Below are 17,942 nucleotides of genomic sequence, written 5' to 3'. Positions count from 1 at the left end.
AAGAAAATTCAATATTGCTCCCGGTATTTGCTTTCGTCTTTGTCCTTGAGGATGTTGAGGTAGCTCTTGTAACGGGATTCGCTGATGTAATGATTTTCGACGGCTTTGATGACTGCACAACCGGGTTCGTGCTGGTGGGTACAGTTATTGAAGCGGCAGTCGGCAGAATATCTGAATATTTCGGGGAAGTAATGGGCGACTTCCCCTTCTTCCATTTCGATTATGCCGAATCCCTTGATTCCCGGCGTATCGATCAGGTATCCCCCTTCCGGCAGGATAATCATCTCCGAAAAGGTCGTGGTGTGCATTCCTTTATTATGATATTCGGAGATATTGCCGGTGCGAAGATTGACCTTCGGTACCAGCTCGTTGATAATAGTAGACTTTCCCACCCCGGAATGCCCCGAAAGGAGAGTCACTTTGTTTTTCAACTCGTCCCGCAACAAGTCCAACCCTTCCCCCGTACGAGCGCAAAGCTTCAGGCAGGGATAACCGATAGAGGTATAAAGATGGATGAGCGCATCGAGATATTCGAGATCCTCCTCCTTATAACGGTCGATCTTATTGAAGACGATCTTTACCGGTACCTGGTAGGCCTCGGCCGTCGCCAGGAAACGATCCATAAAAACCGTCGTTGTGATAGGATAGTTTACGGTTGCAATCAGCAGGGCCTGATCCAGGTTGGATGCCAGGATATGGGATTGCTTGGAGAGGTTGGACGCCCGACGAATAATATAGTTCTTACGCTCGGCAATTTCAGAGATAAAAGCGGTACCCTCCTGGTTAATTTCAAGGGTAACATAGTCGCCGACCACGACCGGATTCGTATTCTGAATATCCTTTAACCTGAAGTTTCCCTTCAGTTTGCTTTCGATATCCCGCCCGTCCTCCGTCCGAACCGTATACCAGCTTCCCGTATTTCGTATAACCAAACCCTTCATTGTTTCCTTCTTGTAAATGTCCGCGAAGCGCAAACCGTACAGATATTGATCCGTACGGTTTTAGAAAAGTTTTTTGCCACCTTTACCTCTTATTATTAGATTGTCATAATTTCTTTTTCTTTGGCAACATACAGTTCATCGACCTTCCTAACATACCGGTCGTGAATTTTCTGTACTTCTCCCTCAGCGTCTTTCTCCACATCTTCGGGAATTCCTTCCTTGATACTTTTCTTCAACGAATCAATCGCATCCCGACGGGCATTACGAATTCCTATTTTTGCATTTTCCGCCTCTTGTTTAGATTGTTTTGCTAAAATACGGCGACGTTCTTCCGTCAAAGGCGGGATCCCCAAGCGAATAATTTCGCCGTTATTCTCGGGAGTAATCCCTACCTCCGAATCCAATATAGCTTTTTCAATATCACGGATCAAGGACCTTTCCCAAGGTGTAATAATAATTGTTTTGGCATCCGGCGTGGTCACCGACGCTACATTGCTTAGTGGTGCCAGACTTCCATAATAGGGCACTCTCACTCCATCTAAGATTTTTGGATTGGCTTTTCCTGCACGAATATGGGAAAGCTCGTCTTCCAGATATTCTACCGATTGCTCCATCTTAGCCTCCGCTTCTTTGATAAATTGCTTTATGTCCACCATAATCTTATCTATTAATAGTTTTGTATTAGCTTCCAAAAATAGTCATTTTCCGCAATATATCAATGAGAAATCCGGTATACTCAATTTGTTGATTTAATAGATTCAACTAAAAAGGACCGGGGCCGTGTCAAGAAAAAATGCTGTAAAAAATTCATAACTATGACTGATCGCATTCATAGTTATGAATCCACTCGTTCATAGTTATGAATGCGATCAGTCATAGTTATCATTTTTTCAGTGAATAAGCGGATGACTTTTGATACATTCTTTTTATCCGGCAATTGTCTTGTTTTTATACTCCTGCGGGCGATCGGAATTTTAAATAAAAGGCTATTGATTCCCGAACCTCGATGTATCTACCTCTTTTCGCTTCTTGTCTTTATAACCACCGAATTTGTAAGCAAAAGAGAGTTGTACGGCCCGCAAATCCGGAAGTGGATTCATTTTAAAATCCTGATGATCGTGTTTTAAGGCAATGTTATAGTGCCAATTGTCGAACAAATCCGTTGCTTTCAACCGGAGTTCAGCCTTGTCTCCGGCAAAGGTCCATTTCAATCCGGCATCCACCCGGTATAATTTATGGATTTCCATCGGGCCCTGGATATTCCGGGTAGTAAATATCCCGTTAAGTTCGAATTGAATATCCGGTTGGGTTGAAAGATGAACGGTATTATTCCATTGCGAATACATCGAGAGATTGTCTTTCCGGAAAGCGATATCGTGAAAATGGTCGTTCCTTACTTTATCATAGAAACCAACGAGTGACAGACGCGAATCCCATCTATTACCCACCGCAAAAGGTATGACTAAACTCAGGCCGGCCTGCTGCTTGTAATCAAAATTGGTGGTCTGGTAAATCAAAGCCAGCCTGTCGGGCGCTTGATAAGGTAGCTGAACAAAATAATCGTCCTGATAATTATAAAAGGCCGTAAGGATATATTTTCCTTTGATAATATAATTCAATTGTGCGTTGTAATCTTTATAAGGTTTCAACAAAGGATTTCCATGAACCTCTCCATACCCGTTCAAATAACTGACGGCTCCCTGCATCTCCCAATAATCAGGATATACTTTATCGGAAGAGAAAGAGAATTGCAATATCTGTGAAGGAGAAAAGACATAGGTGGCTTCCATTTGCGGAAACAAAGTCCATTCGTCGAAACTCCCCAACCTGTAATATTCTCCTGTCAGCGAAGCCGAAAAAGAGAATTGTTCCGTAAAACTCTTATTAAATCCGGCGTATAAATCATAGGTATATTCGTTCAACCGGCTGGCTGTGTTCAAATCCGACAAATCCCCTCCGGCCAGGGAATGATAAGTTTGCCTGCTGTCGTCGGATGCATAGAGAAACTTCCCGCCATAATTCAGCGACCCGCCTTTAGAGACAGGATGCGTCTGGTCGGCATATAACATCAGCCGGTTGATATTCTGATTGGCATAAGCCTCAAAACGGTTCTCTTTACCGACCGCCTTTTCGGTGAAATCTTGTATTGCGTGATTTTTGTAATAAGTATAATCGATCCCCGTATTCAATCCGAATCCGGAAGTATACCCCAATTCCAGATTATGCATTCGGATAGGATCGGCCGCATTTTTCCGGTTTTCCGAATGGGAATAAGTGCCTTCGGACAATTCCATCCTCTTACTGACCGGGATGATCTGGTTTGTAGATGTCAGGTGAACCTTGTTTTTATCATCAATATTGTAATCCGCCCCGATACGAACCGTATGGTCTTGAGAGCGTCCGCTACCCGTATTATCTTGGGTAATATCATAATATTCTCCGTCAAACAAATGGTGCGAAATTTGGTCTGTTTCGGAATGGGTGCGATTATAGGCGAAAGAATACAAAAAATCAAGCGATAATTTAGAGGAAGAGTATAATAAAGCGCTACCTAAGGAGTAATTGTCATAATACCGTTGATTGTACATACTATTGACTTGTCCCTGCCAATGGGGAGTCTCCGAAATTCCTTTTTGCAAAACCAGATTGATGGCAGCTCCGCGGGTATGGTATTGGGGCGGCGCACTGTACATTATTTCCGCTTTTTCGATCTGTTCCTTAGGCGTATTTTTCAGTAAATTGATTAATTGCTCATTTGTCATAGTAGTCGGCTTGCCATTCAATAATACGGTCAGACTATTAGCTCCGGCAAGCACCAACCGGTCGTCTTGTTCGCGTACGCCGGGCAATTGCAATAATGATTCGTAGGCATTGCTCACTACTTTATCTTCAACCAAACGAGACAAATCGTAAGTCATCTTGCCATCTATCACCCGGACAGCCGGTCGTTCGCCACTGACTATCACTTCCCCCAGATGATGTTCATTTTCTTGTAAATGAAGGGTTCCGATATCTTGGCGGGTATATTCGCCCTCAAAAGGTTGATACATCAAATGTTGTACGATTAGTCGAAACGCTTTCAGATCCGAATGGATCATAAACCGTCCCAATGAATCGGTATAAGCGGAACCGGCATAAACCGAGTCGGGCGTTTGCAGCACAATCGTAGCCAGTTCAACAGGAACATTATTTGCATTGCAAACTTCGCCGCTTATTTGCTGCGCATGGATAGTGAATGAGAATAGGGATAGTAGAATAATGAAAATATACCGGCTCATCTTTTTATAATTTTATTTGTCTCATTGCAAAATTAAGGGGAATAAAGACAAAGCTATGTTATCGCCTGCTTATGAAGTCTTATTTAGTCTTAATGGATATAACTTATACGAAAAAATACAGACAAGTTTTTGAATAGTTAAACAAAACCAATACTCAAAAGAGTATTTGTGTATTATTTGTGCAATACTCAAAAGAGTATTACATTTGTTTAGTCAAAATAACCAGTTAACCGACAATCAAATACCAGAACCATGACAGATGAAGAGAAAAAGAAAGATTTAGAGAAGCTAAAGAAGGATTTAGGAGATTATTTAAGAATTGCTCCATTAATCGGAGCTACCCCGGAGGAGATCGAAAGAGTAACAAACCGATTCTTAGATGATATTCAGAGAGTAATTAACAAGAAATGATTAACAAAAAAGGGTAGAATATGCTACCCTCCCAAAACAAAAAGATATGGATATAGAGAGTTTAATGCAAAGGATGCATGCCGTTACAGATGAGAACGAAAAGATTCAGATAGAATCATTAATTAAAAAAGAATTTAATACTCTTTCCGATATAGAAAAAGAGATTGTCCGTAAAGAGTTCTGTGCCTTATGGCAAAAAAAAATAGATCATACGGCACAAATATTAAACGAAATAAATATAGCCCAAGAGATTGAGGAAATATCGAAGTACCTTTCATTGTCCCGGATAGCTAAAGATTATTTTGGAAAGTCAAGAGAATGGCTTTATCAACGTATTAAAGGATATAATGTGAATGGTAAACCTGCAAAGTTTACCGATTCGGAAAGAATAAAACTATCACAAGTTCTTGCGGATCTAAGTCGCAAGATAAAAGAAACATCTATCAGAATTAGTTCTTAGCAGAGGGTTAACTTGACAGCTTGGCCCGGCCTTTTTTAATGTCGGGCCTTTTTGCTTCTATCATACCCCATTCCATACAAGCAATTGTTTTTATCAAAAAGCAAAATCACAACAATGGCGCTACGTTATCGCCTGCTTATGAAGTCTTATTTAGTCTTAACGGATAAGGAAAGGATAGGCAAATATTCATACATTTGTTTGACTCTAAAGAATGTAGATTGTGAACGCAAACTTCAAATATATTGTAATCGGCATCATTACCCTCCTAATTGTCATTTTGGGTTTTCAACTACTGTGGTTAAAAGGCTTATATCATTCCATTGAAGATGAAACAGGAAAACGGGTGATTGATTGTATTGCCAAAGCCGACCAGATAGAATTACAAATGCGGCTGGACAGTTTAGACAAGTTACCTGATCAAGGCAAGTCAATAACAATACTTAAGGCATTCTCATCACCGAAAGACTCTCTATCCAACCAAGTAGAAGATATCACGCAGAAACAGTTCATAAATAAAAACGATACGACAACCACTCTCCTTTCCAAAAAGGAAAGGAACATGACTATAAACGAAATGGACGCGATATTGACGGAAATAAAAATAGCCATCCATCAGGTTTTCGATTCCATTGCTCCTGTAAACATTCACCGTTTGGATAGTCTTGTCAGCCTCAGCCTAACGGATGGAAATATCAAGGCAAAGCTTTACGGCGTAGCTTATATTGATTTCAGCAAGGATTCGGTCATGGCATCCACAATAGATAACCTGAAACAAGACCCGACGGAATCATTCACCTACGAATATGATACGATAAAACAAATCGGTTATAAAGTAGAGATTGAATCTTTGACCGGAACCGTGTTGTCCCAAATGTCCGGCATATTGATTACCACCTTCCTTATCGTCATCATTCTTGCCTTTGCCTTTTGGTACCTGATACAAACGGTGATGCGACAAAAAACATTGGAAGAGATGAAAGACGACTTTACCAATAACATGACCCACGAACTGAAAACACCGATTGCCGTCGCTTATTCGGCATCCGATACTTTACTTAATTTCAGGCAAGGAGAAGACAAAGAGAAGCGGAACAAGTATTTGCAAATATGCAAAGACCAGCTATCCGAACTGACGGCTTTGGTGGAACAAATCCTCTCAATGAGTATGGAGCGGCATAAATCGATCTTACTAAACAAAGAAAATATTCCATTGAAAGAACTGATCCAGCCCTTGATAGAGCAACACAAGTTGAAAGCAATAAAAGAAGTGGATTTCAAAGTTGTAATTAAACCCGACAATCTAACAATCAAAACCGATCGTACCCACCTAAGTAATATCATTAGCAACCTGATTGATAACGCCGTCAAATATTCCACCGATACCGTAGAGGTCACAATCGAGGCTTACGAAAACGATTCGAACGGCATTATCCGGGTTAAAGACAAGGGGATCGGCATCTCCCGTGAAAATTTGAAACATATTTTCGATAAATTTTACCGGGTGCCTACAGGAAATCACTATACCGTAAAAGGATATGGTCTCGGGCTATTCTATGTAAAGACAATGACGGAAAAACTGGGAGGAACCGTCTCGGTGGAAAGTGTACCTGGCAAAGGCTCTACATTTACCATTCAAATACCTGTTTAATCATGAAGGAGAAGATAAAGATATTACTTGTGGAAGATGAACAAACATTGGCCATGATTATTAAAGATACCTTATCAGACGAGGGATTTGATATTACTTTAGCCGAAGATGGAGAAAAAGGATTGAAATATTATCTGGACAATAAACCCGACCTATTGATCGCCGATGTGATGATGCCCCTTTTAAACGGCTTTGAAATGGTCAGCAAAATAAGACAAAGTGACAAAACAATACCGATTCTCTTCCTCACGGCCCGCTCAGCTATAAAAGATGTTGTGGAAGGTTTTGAACGGGGAGCCAACGACTATCTGAAGAAACCGTTTAATATGCAAGAGCTGATTATTCGTATCAAAGCATTAGTAAACAGGGCTTATATTGAGAAAAAGAAGACAGAATCCAATAAATTTGAAATTGGCGATTATACCTTTGACGCCATTTCCCAAAAACTATATTCTACCGGAAATTGCCAGGAGCTTTCACACCGTGAATCCGAAATTCTGAAACGGTTGTGTATTAATAAAAATGAGGTAGTCAACACTCGAAATATTCTGCTTGAGCTTTGGGGGGATGACAGCTTTTTCAACGTACGCAGCCTTCATGTCTTTATCACCAAACTCAGGCATAAATTATCTCAGGATGAACGAATTAGAATAATCAACGTACGAGGTATCGGATATAAGCTTATATTTTGAACCTGACCTCTCCATGAAAAATGATATTATCCCTCACCTAAATCACAACATTCGTTATCTATTTCATTACTTTTAGACAACAATAAGGTTCTTTTTCTGTTTTTATATAAAGTACTGAAACTGGTTTCAGTATTAACAATAAAAGCACAGTCTTCTTTATGGCTTACTACCTCCAAGGAAAAATCCGTTCATACAAAAGAAATGTCCGGATAATGAATAAAATCTGTTTCCTTCTGATTATCCTTTCCTTCATCTTCAATAGTTGTACGTCGGAACCTGAGACAAAGCCTGTTCCCGAACAAGAAATAACTGATTCTCTAACCTATGCAAGTGAAGATTCGACGGAGTCCATCGATCCTCAGAAGATAGAAATAGAAAAAGTTTTGCTTTATGATAAGCATACCTTGGACGACAGTTATCCTTATAAAGACACGACCCGTGTCTTCCAATGGGATAAGATACGTGAGCGTTTGGCTTTGATGGATTCAATCCGCAATCTGTCCGCCTCATGGGGCATCCTGCAAAATTATAAAAACAAAAACGGAGAAGCGCCCCTTGTCAAAAACTTCCATAGGAACGAGTATAAACGCATCTCCGATACCTTAGGAGTAGAACGATATCAATCGGTTCCCCTGTTTCTTCCCAATGATTCTAATAAAGCCGAACGGTATGGGAGAGACGGCATGCTGGTAAAATACATCAAAAGTGAGGGCAGTTTCATTCATGTAACCACTATTGACTTTGACGGGGAATGGAAAGTTCCACAAAAATATATCAAGGTAATTCATGATACCGTCGTATTCAATAAGGCAATCTTTGTTGATGTAACCAATCAAAACATTACGACTCTTGAAAAGGTTGATTCAAAATGGCTTGTCCGAAGTATGAACCCGGCTACGACGGGAATGCATAAGCCTCCTTATATGCAGGAAACGCCTCTCGGCATGTTTATGATTCAGGAAAAGAAATCCAAGATGGTCTACCTGGTAGACGGAGGGCAGGAGACCGGAGGTTTCGCTCCTTATGCAAGCCGTTTTACCAATGGTGGTTATATACACGGAGTCCCCGTGAATGCGCCCCATACCGCCCTGATCGAGTTTAGCCCGTCCCTTGGCACGACTCCCCGCTCCCACATGTGTGTGAGAAACGCAACGTCCCACGCTCAATTTATCTACGATTGGGCTCCTGCGGAAGAAACGATGGTTTTTGTTTTTGATTGAAGGGTTACGTATTTCTGGTAAGTATCTATAAATAAATAAAATACAAATTTTATTCTCTAACGAAAACCTGTTTAAATTTCCAAAATAATTTTATTAAAAACGATTTCGTTATTTGTTCCGGCCTTTCTATTTTTACCATTTTAAAGAATAAAAACACTTTCCTTTAGTTAGACAGATAAAACAAAAGGTCTTTGCAGGCTGTTAGGATAATAAGATTATATTCTAAAAAAATTTATTATGAGAGCACCTAAATTATGTTTATTACTACTGGTTTTTTTGTTAAGCTCGACAACTTACAATAACGCTTGTACGCGAGTTGTATATAAAGGGCCTGAGAATATAGTTATCACTGCTCGTTCTATGGACTGGAAAGAGGAAATAAATGCCAACTTATGGGCATTCCCCAAAGGCATGCAACGCAGCGGTGAAGTCGGTTCTAAATCTATTGAATGGACTTCTAAATATGGAAGCATTATTACTACAGCCTGGGACATTGCCACAGCAGACGGTATGAACGAAAAAGGGCTGGTTGCAAATATCCTATGGTTAGTCGAATCTAAATATCCGACATTTAACCCGGATGGACAGGAAAAGGGACTATCCATATCTTTATGGGCCCAATATATATTAGATAATTTCGCGACAGTAAAAGAGACTGTCAACTATATGAAGGACGAACCTTTTGTTGTGGTCAGTGATTACATACCCGGAACTGAAAAATTCACTACTCTCCATTTGTCAATTTCGGATGCAAACGGAGATAATGCAATTTTTGAATATATAAATGGAAAACTGATTATTCATCATGACCCCTCGTACACTGTAATGACTAATTCCCCTGTATTTAACGAGCAATTGGCTCTTAATGAATATTGGCAGGGAATACCCGGAACAATTATGCTTCCGGGAACAAACAGGGCGGCTGACAGATTTGTCAGGGCTTCTTATTATATAAATGCAATACCTCAAACTTCGGATATACGGACAGCTATTGCCAGTACATTTAGTGTTATCAGGAATTGTTCTGTTCCATTCGGAATATCCTCGGAAGAGGAACCAAACATCTCGTCTACGCGTTGGCGCTCAGTTTCAGATCAAAAACATTTAACTTATTATTATGAAGCAGCTTTGACTCCAAATGTATTTTGGGTAGACTTGAAGGACTTTGATCTGAGTTCAAACGGAAAAGTGATGAAATTAGACCTGAGTAATTTTGCCACTTATAACGGAAAGGCTAATGGTTTTTTTAAAGAATCAAAACCATTCAAATTTCTTGGTCTCTAAATATTTAATAAAAAATAAAGGTGAGGAAATACTTCCCCCACCTTATTTACTGTATAGTAAACGAGCATTTCATCGATTGAGCCTGATACAGAATAACGGATTTTTAGAAGTTCCCTGAATACTTAACTTTTATTTCAACAAAAATATTCTATATTTGCAAGCATATCCCATTACTATGCAGAAAGTCATTCTATACATCTTACTGTTCTTTCTTCCGGTGGGAAACTCGTTCGTGAAAGATGAAAAGGCGAGCTTTCAATCTCCCCTGTCGGAATGCCGGAAACTTTATTACGAGATGAGGTTGGATAATATAATTAATTACGCCGCTTTCGAACAAGCCATTATCGGTTACAATAAAATTGATGAGAAAAATAAAGACATTATCACCCTTATTGATTATTCCAAACCTTCGACGGAGAAACGCCTCTATGTAATCGATATGAAACAGAAGAAGCTACTATACGCTTCGCTCGTATCCCATGGCAGGAATAGCGGGGAAAATTATGCGACTTCTTTCTCAAATGAAAACGGTTCCTATAAAAGTTCATTAGGTTTTTATTTAACGGAGAGCACCTATCAGGGGAAAAACGGGTATTCACTTGTACTGAACGGACTCGAAAAAGGAATCAATAACCGGGCGAAAGAGCGGGCGATCGTCATGCACGCCGCTCCCTATTGCAATCCTTCATTTCTCTCCAACGGACGCCTGGGACGAAGCCAGGGATGCCCTGCCTTACCGGAAGCGGTCTCCAAATCCATCATCAATACGATCAAAGGCGGAAGCCTTCTTTATATTTACGCTGACAACGAGGACTACCTGCAACATAGCCGTATTTTATCAGACCCTCCCATTGCGTTCGACGGCAGGCAGGAAAAAGAAGCCCGCCGACGAATCTAAATAGGACGATCTTAGTTCGTCTTCAACCTGAAAGTCAACAGGAAAAGATACAAAACGCAGAGACTCATTACCAACACCGCACCTAACTGCGTGCCTAAGAGATCCGAAGCGATGCCCATCAATGGAGGGAAAACAGCTCCGCCGACAATTCCCATCATCATCAATCCGGATACCTCATTTTTCCACCCGGGAAGATGCAGCAATGCTTGTGATAGTAAAATCGGGAAAATATTCGAATTGCCTAAACCGACAAAAGCAATACAGACATAGAGTAGCACCACGGAATCGAAGATCAAAAGACCGATGGCCGAAAGAATCATCAGCACTGTACTGATCAGGAAGAATTTCTTATTTGAAAACCTCGATAAAACCACCGCCCCGGCAAGGCAACCAATCGTACGAAACAGGAAATAGATGCTGGTGGCAATAGTCGCATCGGCCAAACTAATGCCGTCGCGTTCGATCAACAGTTTGGGCGCTGTCGTATTTACACCGACATCGATGCCCACATGGCAAAGAATTCCCAGAAAAGAGAGTAATATCACTTTATCTTTCAACAAGGCAAAACAATCGCCAAAAGTAGAGCTCTTCTTTTCTTCGTCCTGCTGTTCTTCGATAGGAGTCAGACGAAGGAAAACCAAAGCAATGATGGAAACGAATAGAAAAATAGGATATAAATACTTCCAATCACCAAGGTTTACCGCTGCCGAACCGGCAATAATAGGTGCGATAAACGAGGCTATCGCCTTCACAAATTGACCGAAAGTCAATGAACTCGATAGTTTTTCGCCACTGACCAAAGTGGAAAGAAGCGGATTCAAAGAAACCTGCAGTAATGTGTTCCCTATGCCTAACAATGAAAAAGAAACCAACATCAGCGGCAAGGTATAACCTATTATCGGAACGAGCACGGCCAAAATCGTGACGAACAAACTCAACAACACCGTCTTTTTTCGCCCGATCCGGTTCATAAGGATCCCGGTCGGTACGGATAGTATCAGAAACCATAAGAATACCATCGACGGAAACAGATTCGCAACGGAATCACTCAACCCGAAGTCTTCTTTCACAAAATTAGTCGCAATTCCGACCAGATCCACAAAGCCCATCACGAAAAAAGACAACATGATCGGGACCATCTTTAAATACAAACTCCTATTTTTCATTACCAGATTGATTTTAATTGATAGACATCTAAGCTTTTTACTTGAATATTATTTCCCCAGAAATGGAATCCTTCCTTATTCCCCGGATCCGGCTTACGCTCCATTGAATAGGAATAGGCTCCTCCATCAATAAAAACTTCAACAGATGTCTTGTCTATGAAAATATCAGCCGTAATCTCCGTACTCGTTATATCATCCGGAGAATAAAACACTCCGTTCACCAGATTAAAATTCAGATCATAATTTATTAATGATTGCCCTGATAAGTTTAAACCGGCACTGGTTGCGTGGGATAATTTAATCGTTGTCCGTATGCGTAAATAATCGGAATGCTCATAGGGTTTCATTAACTCCCCGGCCTGTTCGGCACTGAATGGTCCCTCCTGGCGGATCGCCGTCTCGTTCAAAAGGTCACATTCTTTTACAGGAGTACTGTATAATCGTATTCCATTAGTCGTCGTTCGCAAGCTCAACTCTGTAGGAAGAAGCATCATATTATTAAACGGCATTCCTTTTTGTCCAATCCGTCCCCAACCGATCTGTATGCGTCTGCCATCCGAAGCAGGAATATTCGTAAATGTTTGCGCCGCATAGATAGAACCGCTGGTATAATAGAATTTCCCGGTTTCCGGCGTAAATTTCTTCCCGTCAAAGGAACCGATCATATAGGTTCCCGAAGCGCCGTACATTACCCATTTTGTTTTTGTGGTATCTCCGTCGACCGGTAATTCGAACAGTTCCGGACATTCCCAAAATCCGGTCGTATGACTTTCATATGTCCAATCCTTCAGGTTCGCGGAAGTATAGATCGAATGCCCGTCGCGTTCATTTAGAACCAGTACCCAATGCTTCCCTTTATCATACCAGAATACCTTCGGATCGCGTGTATCCGTACTATTCCATTTTTCTTTTGAATCGATTACCGGATTACCTGGATATTTACTCCATGATCTTCCATGATCCGTACTATATGCGATGCATTGAGTCTGCCTACGATTTCCGTCTGCTGTATATGCAGCGACCATTGCCGGCTCGTTTTTTGTGCCAAACCCGGACGTATTCCCATAATCGATCACAGTAGAACCGGAGAACATCGTTCCCAAAGAATCAGGATATAAAGCAATGGGTAATTCTTTCCAGAAAATAAGATCCTTACTCACCGCATGTCCCCAATGCATATTGCCCCATTCCCGTTCATAGGGATTATGTTGGTAAAACAGATGGTATTCTCCTTCATAATAAATCAATCCGTTCGGATCATTTATCCAGCCCCGGCGAGTAGTAAAATGAAACTGGGGTCTATTTGCCTCTTTGTATAAATTCTTGCCATCGGCAATTTCATCGCTTTGGTAGATCTTGCCCATCCCGGCGTTATCACCCTCATAGTTAATCTGTATCGTCTTTCCAATCCATTGGGAAAGATCACAAAAGACCCAATAGTCTGCCGTATCCGGAGCCAACCTGATGGCAAAAGATCGTTCGCTCTTTCCGTCGACCTTAATATCCATCGTTGCCCGGTCTACACGCTGGGATATAGGCAAATTGAGGTATCTTTTTGAAACTTTGACAGACACTTCTTTCGCATTAAAAGTAAAGCATATAAAAAAGAACAGGAAAACTGAATAAATTCGGTTGCAGTTCATGATTTCAAATTTAGGTTATACATAATAAAGATCGTATCACACGATTGGACAATGCTTTTTATCGGATTGTCCAATCGCTAAAACAAGTACATTCTATTTATATGCCGGCCATGCTCCATCCCGGGTGCAAACAAAAGCAGCGGTATCAACGGCCAACCGGTGCGCTTCCGCCAAGCTTTGCCCTGACAGGATTGCATAGACGAAGGCGCCGGAGAAAGAATCGCCCGCACCGACCGTATCGGCGACTTTTACCTTAGGGGTGGCTATGACAGACTTCTCATTGCCGGTATAGATGGTACTACATACACTTCCTGCGGTCAGAATCAGGTAATGTAATGCGTATTTATCGATAAGTAGCCGGCACACCGTATCGTCATCTCCTTTCAATGCAAATAGTTCACGCAACAAAACCAGCTCTTCATCATTAATCTTAAACACATTGGCTTTTTCAAGCAATGATTCGATCAGTTCTTTGGAATAATAGGACTGACGAATATTGATATCAAAGAAGCGAAGGGCGTCCGGCGAAACATAAGAGAGCAGAGAGAATAGTGTATTCCGCGTCTCTTCCGAACGCAGTGCCAAGGTACCGAAGCTGACGGCATCAGCCCGCCTGACCAATTCGATCGCTTCCGTCGTAAGCGGGATGTGATCCCAGGCTACATCTTCAACGATCGTATAAGTAGGGCTTCCATGGTTTAATTCTACAATCACACTACCGGTCGGATACTCCACCGTTTCGATGACATAGTTGATGCGATTCTTTTTTAACTCCTGAATAATCTCAGCACCGAGCACATCATTTCCAATGGCACTGATTGCATACCCTTCAGATCCTAATTGTGTCGCATGATAGACAAAGTTAACGGGAGCTCCTCCGGCTCTTTTTCCTGTCGGGAATACATCCCAAAGCAATTCTCCCAGTCCAACGACGATCTGCTTTTTTGTTTTCATTCTATCGATTTTTATTAAATTTTATTTCCAGATGCTGTGCAGTTCTGTAATAGTTCCCTGCGTATAGTCAATCTTTCCATTCTCTGTGAACAACTCAATAATATCAAATGGATCGGAAGGATAGAACACATTTGTAATCACAATGCGTCCACCCGCGGTAAAGAATTCGACGGATGAAACATCAATGATAAAACGCCATTCGATTTCCGGCGTAGTGACTATATACGGAACAACTTGAATCCCCGCGAATTTATCGGAGAAAACGATCCCGGTTGCATGGGTCCGATCAACATAAAAGAACTTATCCAGATTGTTATATCCGATCGTAATATATTCGCCTTTAGCATTTTTCAAGCGTATGCCGTAGTTGGAAGGAAACGTAATCCTCGTATTTTCCGCCTGATTGAAAGTCAGTGCCAATTCAATCGGCGCCTTCGAAAAAGCAAATTGATCGGATAGGACTGCCAATTGATCAACCGTTCCTTTTTTAAGTTCTACCGATTCTCCACGAATGGTTTGTATTTCCCTTACCGGATCGGAGGTCAACAGATAGAGAGATCGATCTTTCACTAAACCTAACTCACGGGGAAAGGTTGCCGCTCCACTCCAGGTCACACAGGGTTTATCTCCGGCATACTGCCAATTATTCATCCAACCAATTAAGATACGACGATCATCAGGTGCATCAGACCAGGTGACGCCGGCATAATTATCACGTCCGTGATCCATCCAAAGCGGCTGATGCTGGGTACTTGTAAATTTCTTTCCATCAAAGTCCCCAACAAAATATTGCGTGGCTGAACCGCCTGACGGGCCGCCGGGATTGATATTAACGATCAATACCCATTTCGTTTCAGCCGTTCCTTTTACTTTCAGAGAAAACAGGTCCGGACATTCCCATACTCCGTCATGGCAACCATAACCTTCGCCAAACTCACTAAGGTAGGTCCAATTAAGTGCATCCGGAGAACTATAGAAGCGAATAACCTGTCCTGAAGCTAAAGCAACAATCCAGCGTTGGCTTTCTTCATGCCAGAAAACTTTAGGATCGCGAAAATCACGAATACCCGGATTCTTAATGACCGGATTCTTCTCATATTTAGTCCAGGTACGCCCTTTATCCAAACTATATGCAACAGCTTGCGATTCGATTTCGATCTTTTTTGCCTGTTCAATATCCGGATTATGGTAGGTAAAGAAAGCAAGCAACGGTGGATTTTCCGATGATCCGAAACCGGAAGTGTTTTTCCAATCAACAACCGCACTACCGGAGAAGATATATCCCAAGCTATCCGGATACAATGCGATAGGCAGGTTCTCCCAGTGGATCAAATCCTTACTTACGGCATGCCCCCAATGCATAGGTCCCCAGACAGAGGATTCCGGATAATGTTGATAAAAAAGATGATATTCTCCTTCATAATAAACCATTCCGTTAGGATCATTCATCCAATGTTCCGGAGGAGAGAAATGAACCTGCGGACGATATTTCTCATGATACAAAACCACCTTGTCTGCTGCTTGATCTTTTGTTTTCTTCTCCATACAAGATACAAATAGGATAAAAAAGGAAAAAATATAAATAAAATTGATTTTCATACGAATATTGCCGTTTTTAATATTACCATCCATAATTTTGTTGATATAATTTTTTACTAAAATTAATCTGATTTTTCGGGATCGGAAAATATTCATCTCTGTTTTTTGTGAACCTGGCTTCTTTCAAATAGCTTCGGCGTCCTTTTTCGACAGCAAGATACGAATTTACAAACTCGTCCGCGATGCCCCAACGAACTAAGTCGAAGAAGTGAAAACCCTCTTGCGAAAACTCCAACCTACGCTCCCAGCGCAAAGCCTTTCGTGCAAAAGATTGTGTCCATTCCGGACAATTAATCCCCGGATTATAGGGTGACACAATAAATTTCCCTGTTTTATCTCCTTGTACATCAACTAATCGGGCTGTACTATTAGCCGCACGTACACGAATTGCATTGATCAAGGGCAAGGCTTCATCCGGCCGCCCTAATTCGATCAGCGCCTCTGCTTTCCATAGCATGACATCGTCATAACGGATTATATCCCGGTTTTTTGAACTGGACATAAACGGAGCGGCTGTTGCAAAGCAAGGACAATCCGGAAGAACCGTTTCTTTCATAGACAGGAAACTACCGTAAGTGGAAGCATCACGTGCCCACGTACTTTCATAGATAAACTCCGGATCGTATTTGTACGGTACACCGGGAATAGCAACAGTATGATTTAGCCGGGGGTCTATGTTATTGGCCAGCAGATCATCCGAATTCAACAAATCCTTATTATTAAAAGAGTCGAACAAGGGTAGTCCGTTTTCATCTGTCCGGAAGGCATTGACCATATTCTGTGACGGAGAATGGAAGCCGCAGCAACCATATTCCGGATTCATCGGATAGTTTAACATCGCCCCCCAATCCAAACGCCCACGAAGTGTTCCATCATTTAATGAATGCTGAACAGCAAAGATCGATTCAGGTCCATTTTCCGTTTCACAGAGGAAATTGTTGGCAAAGTCCGCCGCAAGCGAGTAATGTGCGGATAATTCATCACATAAATTCACCGCTTCTGTCAGCTTCGTTTTATCAATCGTTGTTACATTATTCTTTTCATCCTGTTCATAGGCAGCATACATCAAAGCCTTGGCTAAATAAGCTTTGGCCATCCATTTATTTGCACGCCCAATATCCTCATTGTCATTCGGCAAATGTTCAGCCGCATAACGAAATTCATTAATAATAATATCCCAAAGCTGCTTATCAGTGTATTCTACATTTGATATATTGATATAATTGGCGGTTTCATCCGTTTCATCAATATAGGGAACATGTTTGAAAAGTATTTTCAATCCGAAATAGAAATGGGCACGAAGGAAACGCATTTCCGACTCGCGGGTTATTTTCTTCGGATAATCAGTTTCCGAAATAGCGTTAATACGACCTAAAGCATCATTACAACGGGCAATGGCAATATACTCCGCATACCACTTGGTATCCAGATAGCTCAGATCTTCCTGCATATAAACGAATGTTTCAATAATATTGAAATAATTCGCATCACCGGGTCCTGCCCCACCCTTATAAGAATCGCCACTCCGCAGGTCACCATAAGGCCATAAAGCCTTTATGCCATCTTGATAATTATCGTTGCCAAGGCAAGAATAAGCCGCAATCACCATTTTCTCAATACTTTCAGGAGTATTCAAGGCTTCCGAGTCGCCGACTCCTTGCGGAGATTCTTCTAAAAAGGAATCACAAGCATTTAACGGGAGCAATAATATTGCTGATATCGCTATGTATTTAAAAATATTTTTCATG

General features: G+C 41.4%; 15 protein-coding genes. 7 read left to right on the top strand and 8 right to left on the bottom strand.

The window, feature by feature from the left end; genetic code table 11:
* Positions 1-8: 8 nt before the first annotated feature.
* From rsgA to BQ8014_RS03945, 3 genes are all read right to left on the bottom strand, one after another.
* Entirely contained in the window at positions 9-941 is a 933-nt protein-coding gene (rsgA, locus tag BQ8014_RS03955; RefSeq protein ID WP_080905803.1) for a ribosome small subunit-dependent GTPase A, read from the bottom strand.
* Between the two features lie 95 nt (positions 942-1,036).
* Positions 1,037-1,597, bottom strand: a complete 561-nt coding sequence (frr, locus tag BQ8014_RS03950) for a ribosome recycling factor (RefSeq protein WP_080903224.1) — start codon at positions 1,595-1,597, stop codon at positions 1,037-1,039.
* Between the two features lie 330 nt (positions 1,598-1,927).
* Complete coding sequence (locus tag BQ8014_RS03945; RefSeq protein WP_080903223.1) at positions 1,928-4,219, bottom strand: outer membrane beta-barrel family protein; 2,292 nt, start codon at positions 4,217-4,219, stop codon at positions 1,928-1,930.
* Between the two features lie 252 nt (positions 4,220-4,471).
* Here BQ8014_RS03945 and BQ8014_RS19490 point away from each other — a divergent pair, with 252 nt between their 5' ends.
* The 7 genes from BQ8014_RS19490 to BQ8014_RS03915 all read left to right on the top strand — a co-directional run bounded on the left by BQ8014_RS19490 (position 4,472) and on the right by BQ8014_RS03915 (position 10,832).
* Positions 4,472-4,630, top strand: coding sequence for a hypothetical protein (locus BQ8014_RS19490; protein WP_200814341.1), 159 nt, complete (start codon positions 4,472-4,474; stop codon positions 4,628-4,630).
* A 46-nt stretch (positions 4,631-4,676) separates the two neighbouring features.
* The gene (locus tag BQ8014_RS03940; protein WP_080903222.1) at positions 4,677-5,090 is read left to right on the top strand and encodes a DUF5053 domain-containing protein; all 414 of its coding nucleotides are present in this window, start codon (positions 4,677-4,679) and stop codon (positions 5,088-5,090) included.
* 220 nt (positions 5,091-5,310) lie between these two features.
* Positions 5,311-6,738, top strand: coding sequence for a sensor histidine kinase (locus BQ8014_RS03935; RefSeq protein ID WP_080903221.1), 1,428 nt, complete (start codon positions 5,311-5,313; stop codon positions 6,736-6,738).
* Positions 6,739-6,740: 2 nt separating this feature from the next.
* The gene (locus tag BQ8014_RS03930; RefSeq protein WP_080903220.1) at positions 6,741-7,430 is read left to right on the top strand and encodes a response regulator transcription factor; all 690 of its coding nucleotides are present in this window, start codon (positions 6,741-6,743) and stop codon (positions 7,428-7,430) included.
* Between the two features lie 209 nt (positions 7,431-7,639).
* The gene (locus BQ8014_RS03925) at positions 7,640-8,650 is read left to right on the top strand and encodes a L,D-transpeptidase (RefSeq protein ID WP_234998107.1); all 1,011 of its coding nucleotides are present in this window, start codon (positions 7,640-7,642) and stop codon (positions 8,648-8,650) included.
* A gap of 237 nt (positions 8,651-8,887) precedes the next feature.
* Positions 8,888-9,934, top strand: a complete 1,047-nt coding sequence (locus tag BQ8014_RS03920) for a linear amide C-N hydrolase (protein ID WP_080903219.1) — start codon at positions 8,888-8,890, stop codon at positions 9,932-9,934.
* 175 nt (positions 9,935-10,109) lie between these two features.
* A complete protein-coding gene (locus BQ8014_RS03915) occupies positions 10,110-10,832 on the top strand; it encodes a murein L,D-transpeptidase catalytic domain family protein (protein WP_080903218.1) in 723 nt (240 codons plus the stop codon).
* Between the two features lie 11 nt (positions 10,833-10,843).
* Here BQ8014_RS03915 and BQ8014_RS03910 read toward each other — a convergent pair whose 3' ends face one another.
* From BQ8014_RS03910 to BQ8014_RS03890, 5 genes are all read right to left on the bottom strand, one after another.
* The gene (locus BQ8014_RS03910) at positions 10,844-11,998 is read right to left on the bottom strand and encodes an MFS transporter (protein ID WP_080903217.1); all 1,155 of its coding nucleotides are present in this window, start codon (positions 11,996-11,998) and stop codon (positions 10,844-10,846) included.
* Complete coding sequence (locus tag BQ8014_RS03905) at positions 11,998-13,641, bottom strand: glycoside hydrolase family 32 protein (RefSeq protein WP_080903216.1); 1,644 nt, start codon at positions 13,639-13,641, stop codon at positions 11,998-12,000. The genes BQ8014_RS03910 and BQ8014_RS03905 overlap by 1 nt, the downstream gene beginning before the upstream one ends.
* A gap of 93 nt (positions 13,642-13,734) precedes the next feature.
* Positions 13,735-14,595, bottom strand: a complete 861-nt coding sequence (locus BQ8014_RS03900) for a carbohydrate kinase family protein (RefSeq protein ID WP_080903215.1) — start codon at positions 14,593-14,595, stop codon at positions 13,735-13,737.
* Between the two features lie 21 nt (positions 14,596-14,616).
* A complete protein-coding gene (locus BQ8014_RS03895; protein ID WP_200814339.1) occupies positions 14,617-16,140 on the bottom strand; it encodes a glycoside hydrolase family 32 protein in 1,524 nt (507 codons plus the stop codon).
* Positions 16,141-16,216: 76 nt separating this feature from the next.
* A complete protein-coding gene (locus BQ8014_RS03890; RefSeq protein ID WP_080903214.1) occupies positions 16,217-17,941 on the bottom strand; it encodes a RagB/SusD family nutrient uptake outer membrane protein in 1,725 nt (574 codons plus the stop codon).
* Position 17,942 lies beyond the last annotated feature (1 nt).

It is taken from the genome of Parabacteroides sp. Marseille-P3160 (assembly GCF_900162725.1).
Classification (GTDB): Bacteria; Bacteroidota; Bacteroidia; order Bacteroidales; family Tannerellaceae; genus Marseille-P3160.
The sequence above is the reverse complement of the archived record's forward strand: the minus strand, read 5'-3'. Positions and strand labels throughout refer to the sequence as shown.

Excerpts from the sequence above, each read along its gene's own strand:
- BQ8014_RS03945 (WP_080903223.1), bottom strand. The coding sequence starts at position 4,219 with ATGAGCCGGTATATTTTCATTATTCTACTATCCCTATTCTCATTCACT.
- BQ8014_RS03915 (WP_080903218.1), top strand. The coding sequence starts at position 10,110 with ATGCAGAAAGTCATTCTATACATCTTACTGTTCTTTCTTCCGGTGGGA.
- BQ8014_RS03890 (WP_080903214.1), bottom strand. The coding sequence starts at position 17,941 with ATGAAAAATATTTTTAAATACATAGCGATATCAGCAATATTATTGCTC.
- BQ8014_RS03905 (WP_080903216.1), bottom strand. The coding sequence starts at position 13,641 with ATGAACTGCAACCGAATTTATTCAGTTTTCCTGTTCTTTTTTATATGC.
- BQ8014_RS19490 (WP_200814341.1), top strand. The coding sequence starts at position 4,472 with ATGACAGATGAAGAGAAAAAGAAAGATTTAGAGAAGCTAAAGAAGGAT.
- BQ8014_RS03900 (WP_080903215.1), bottom strand. The coding sequence starts at position 14,595 with ATGAAAACAAAAAAGCAGATCGTCGTTGGACTGGGAGAATTGCTTTGG.
- BQ8014_RS03920 (WP_080903219.1), top strand. The coding sequence starts at position 8,888 with ATGAGAGCACCTAAATTATGTTTATTACTACTGGTTTTTTTGTTAAGC.
- frr (WP_080903224.1), bottom strand. The coding sequence starts at position 1,597 with ATGGTGGACATAAAGCAATTTATCAAAGAAGCGGAGGCTAAGATGGAG.
- BQ8014_RS03930 (WP_080903220.1), top strand. The coding sequence starts at position 6,741 with ATGAAGGAGAAGATAAAGATATTACTTGTGGAAGATGAACAAACATTG.
- BQ8014_RS03910 (WP_080903217.1), bottom strand. The coding sequence starts at position 11,998 with ATGAAAAATAGGAGTTTGTATTTAAAGATGGTCCCGATCATGTTGTCT.
- BQ8014_RS03895 (WP_200814339.1), bottom strand. The coding sequence starts at position 16,140 with ATGGAGAAGAAAACAAAAGATCAAGCAGCAGACAAGGTGGTTTTGTAT.
- rsgA (WP_080905803.1), bottom strand. The coding sequence starts at position 941 with ATGAAGGGTTTGGTTATACGAAATACGGGAAGCTGGTATACGGTTCGG.
- BQ8014_RS03940 (WP_080903222.1), top strand. The coding sequence starts at position 4,677 with ATGGATATAGAGAGTTTAATGCAAAGGATGCATGCCGTTACAGATGAG.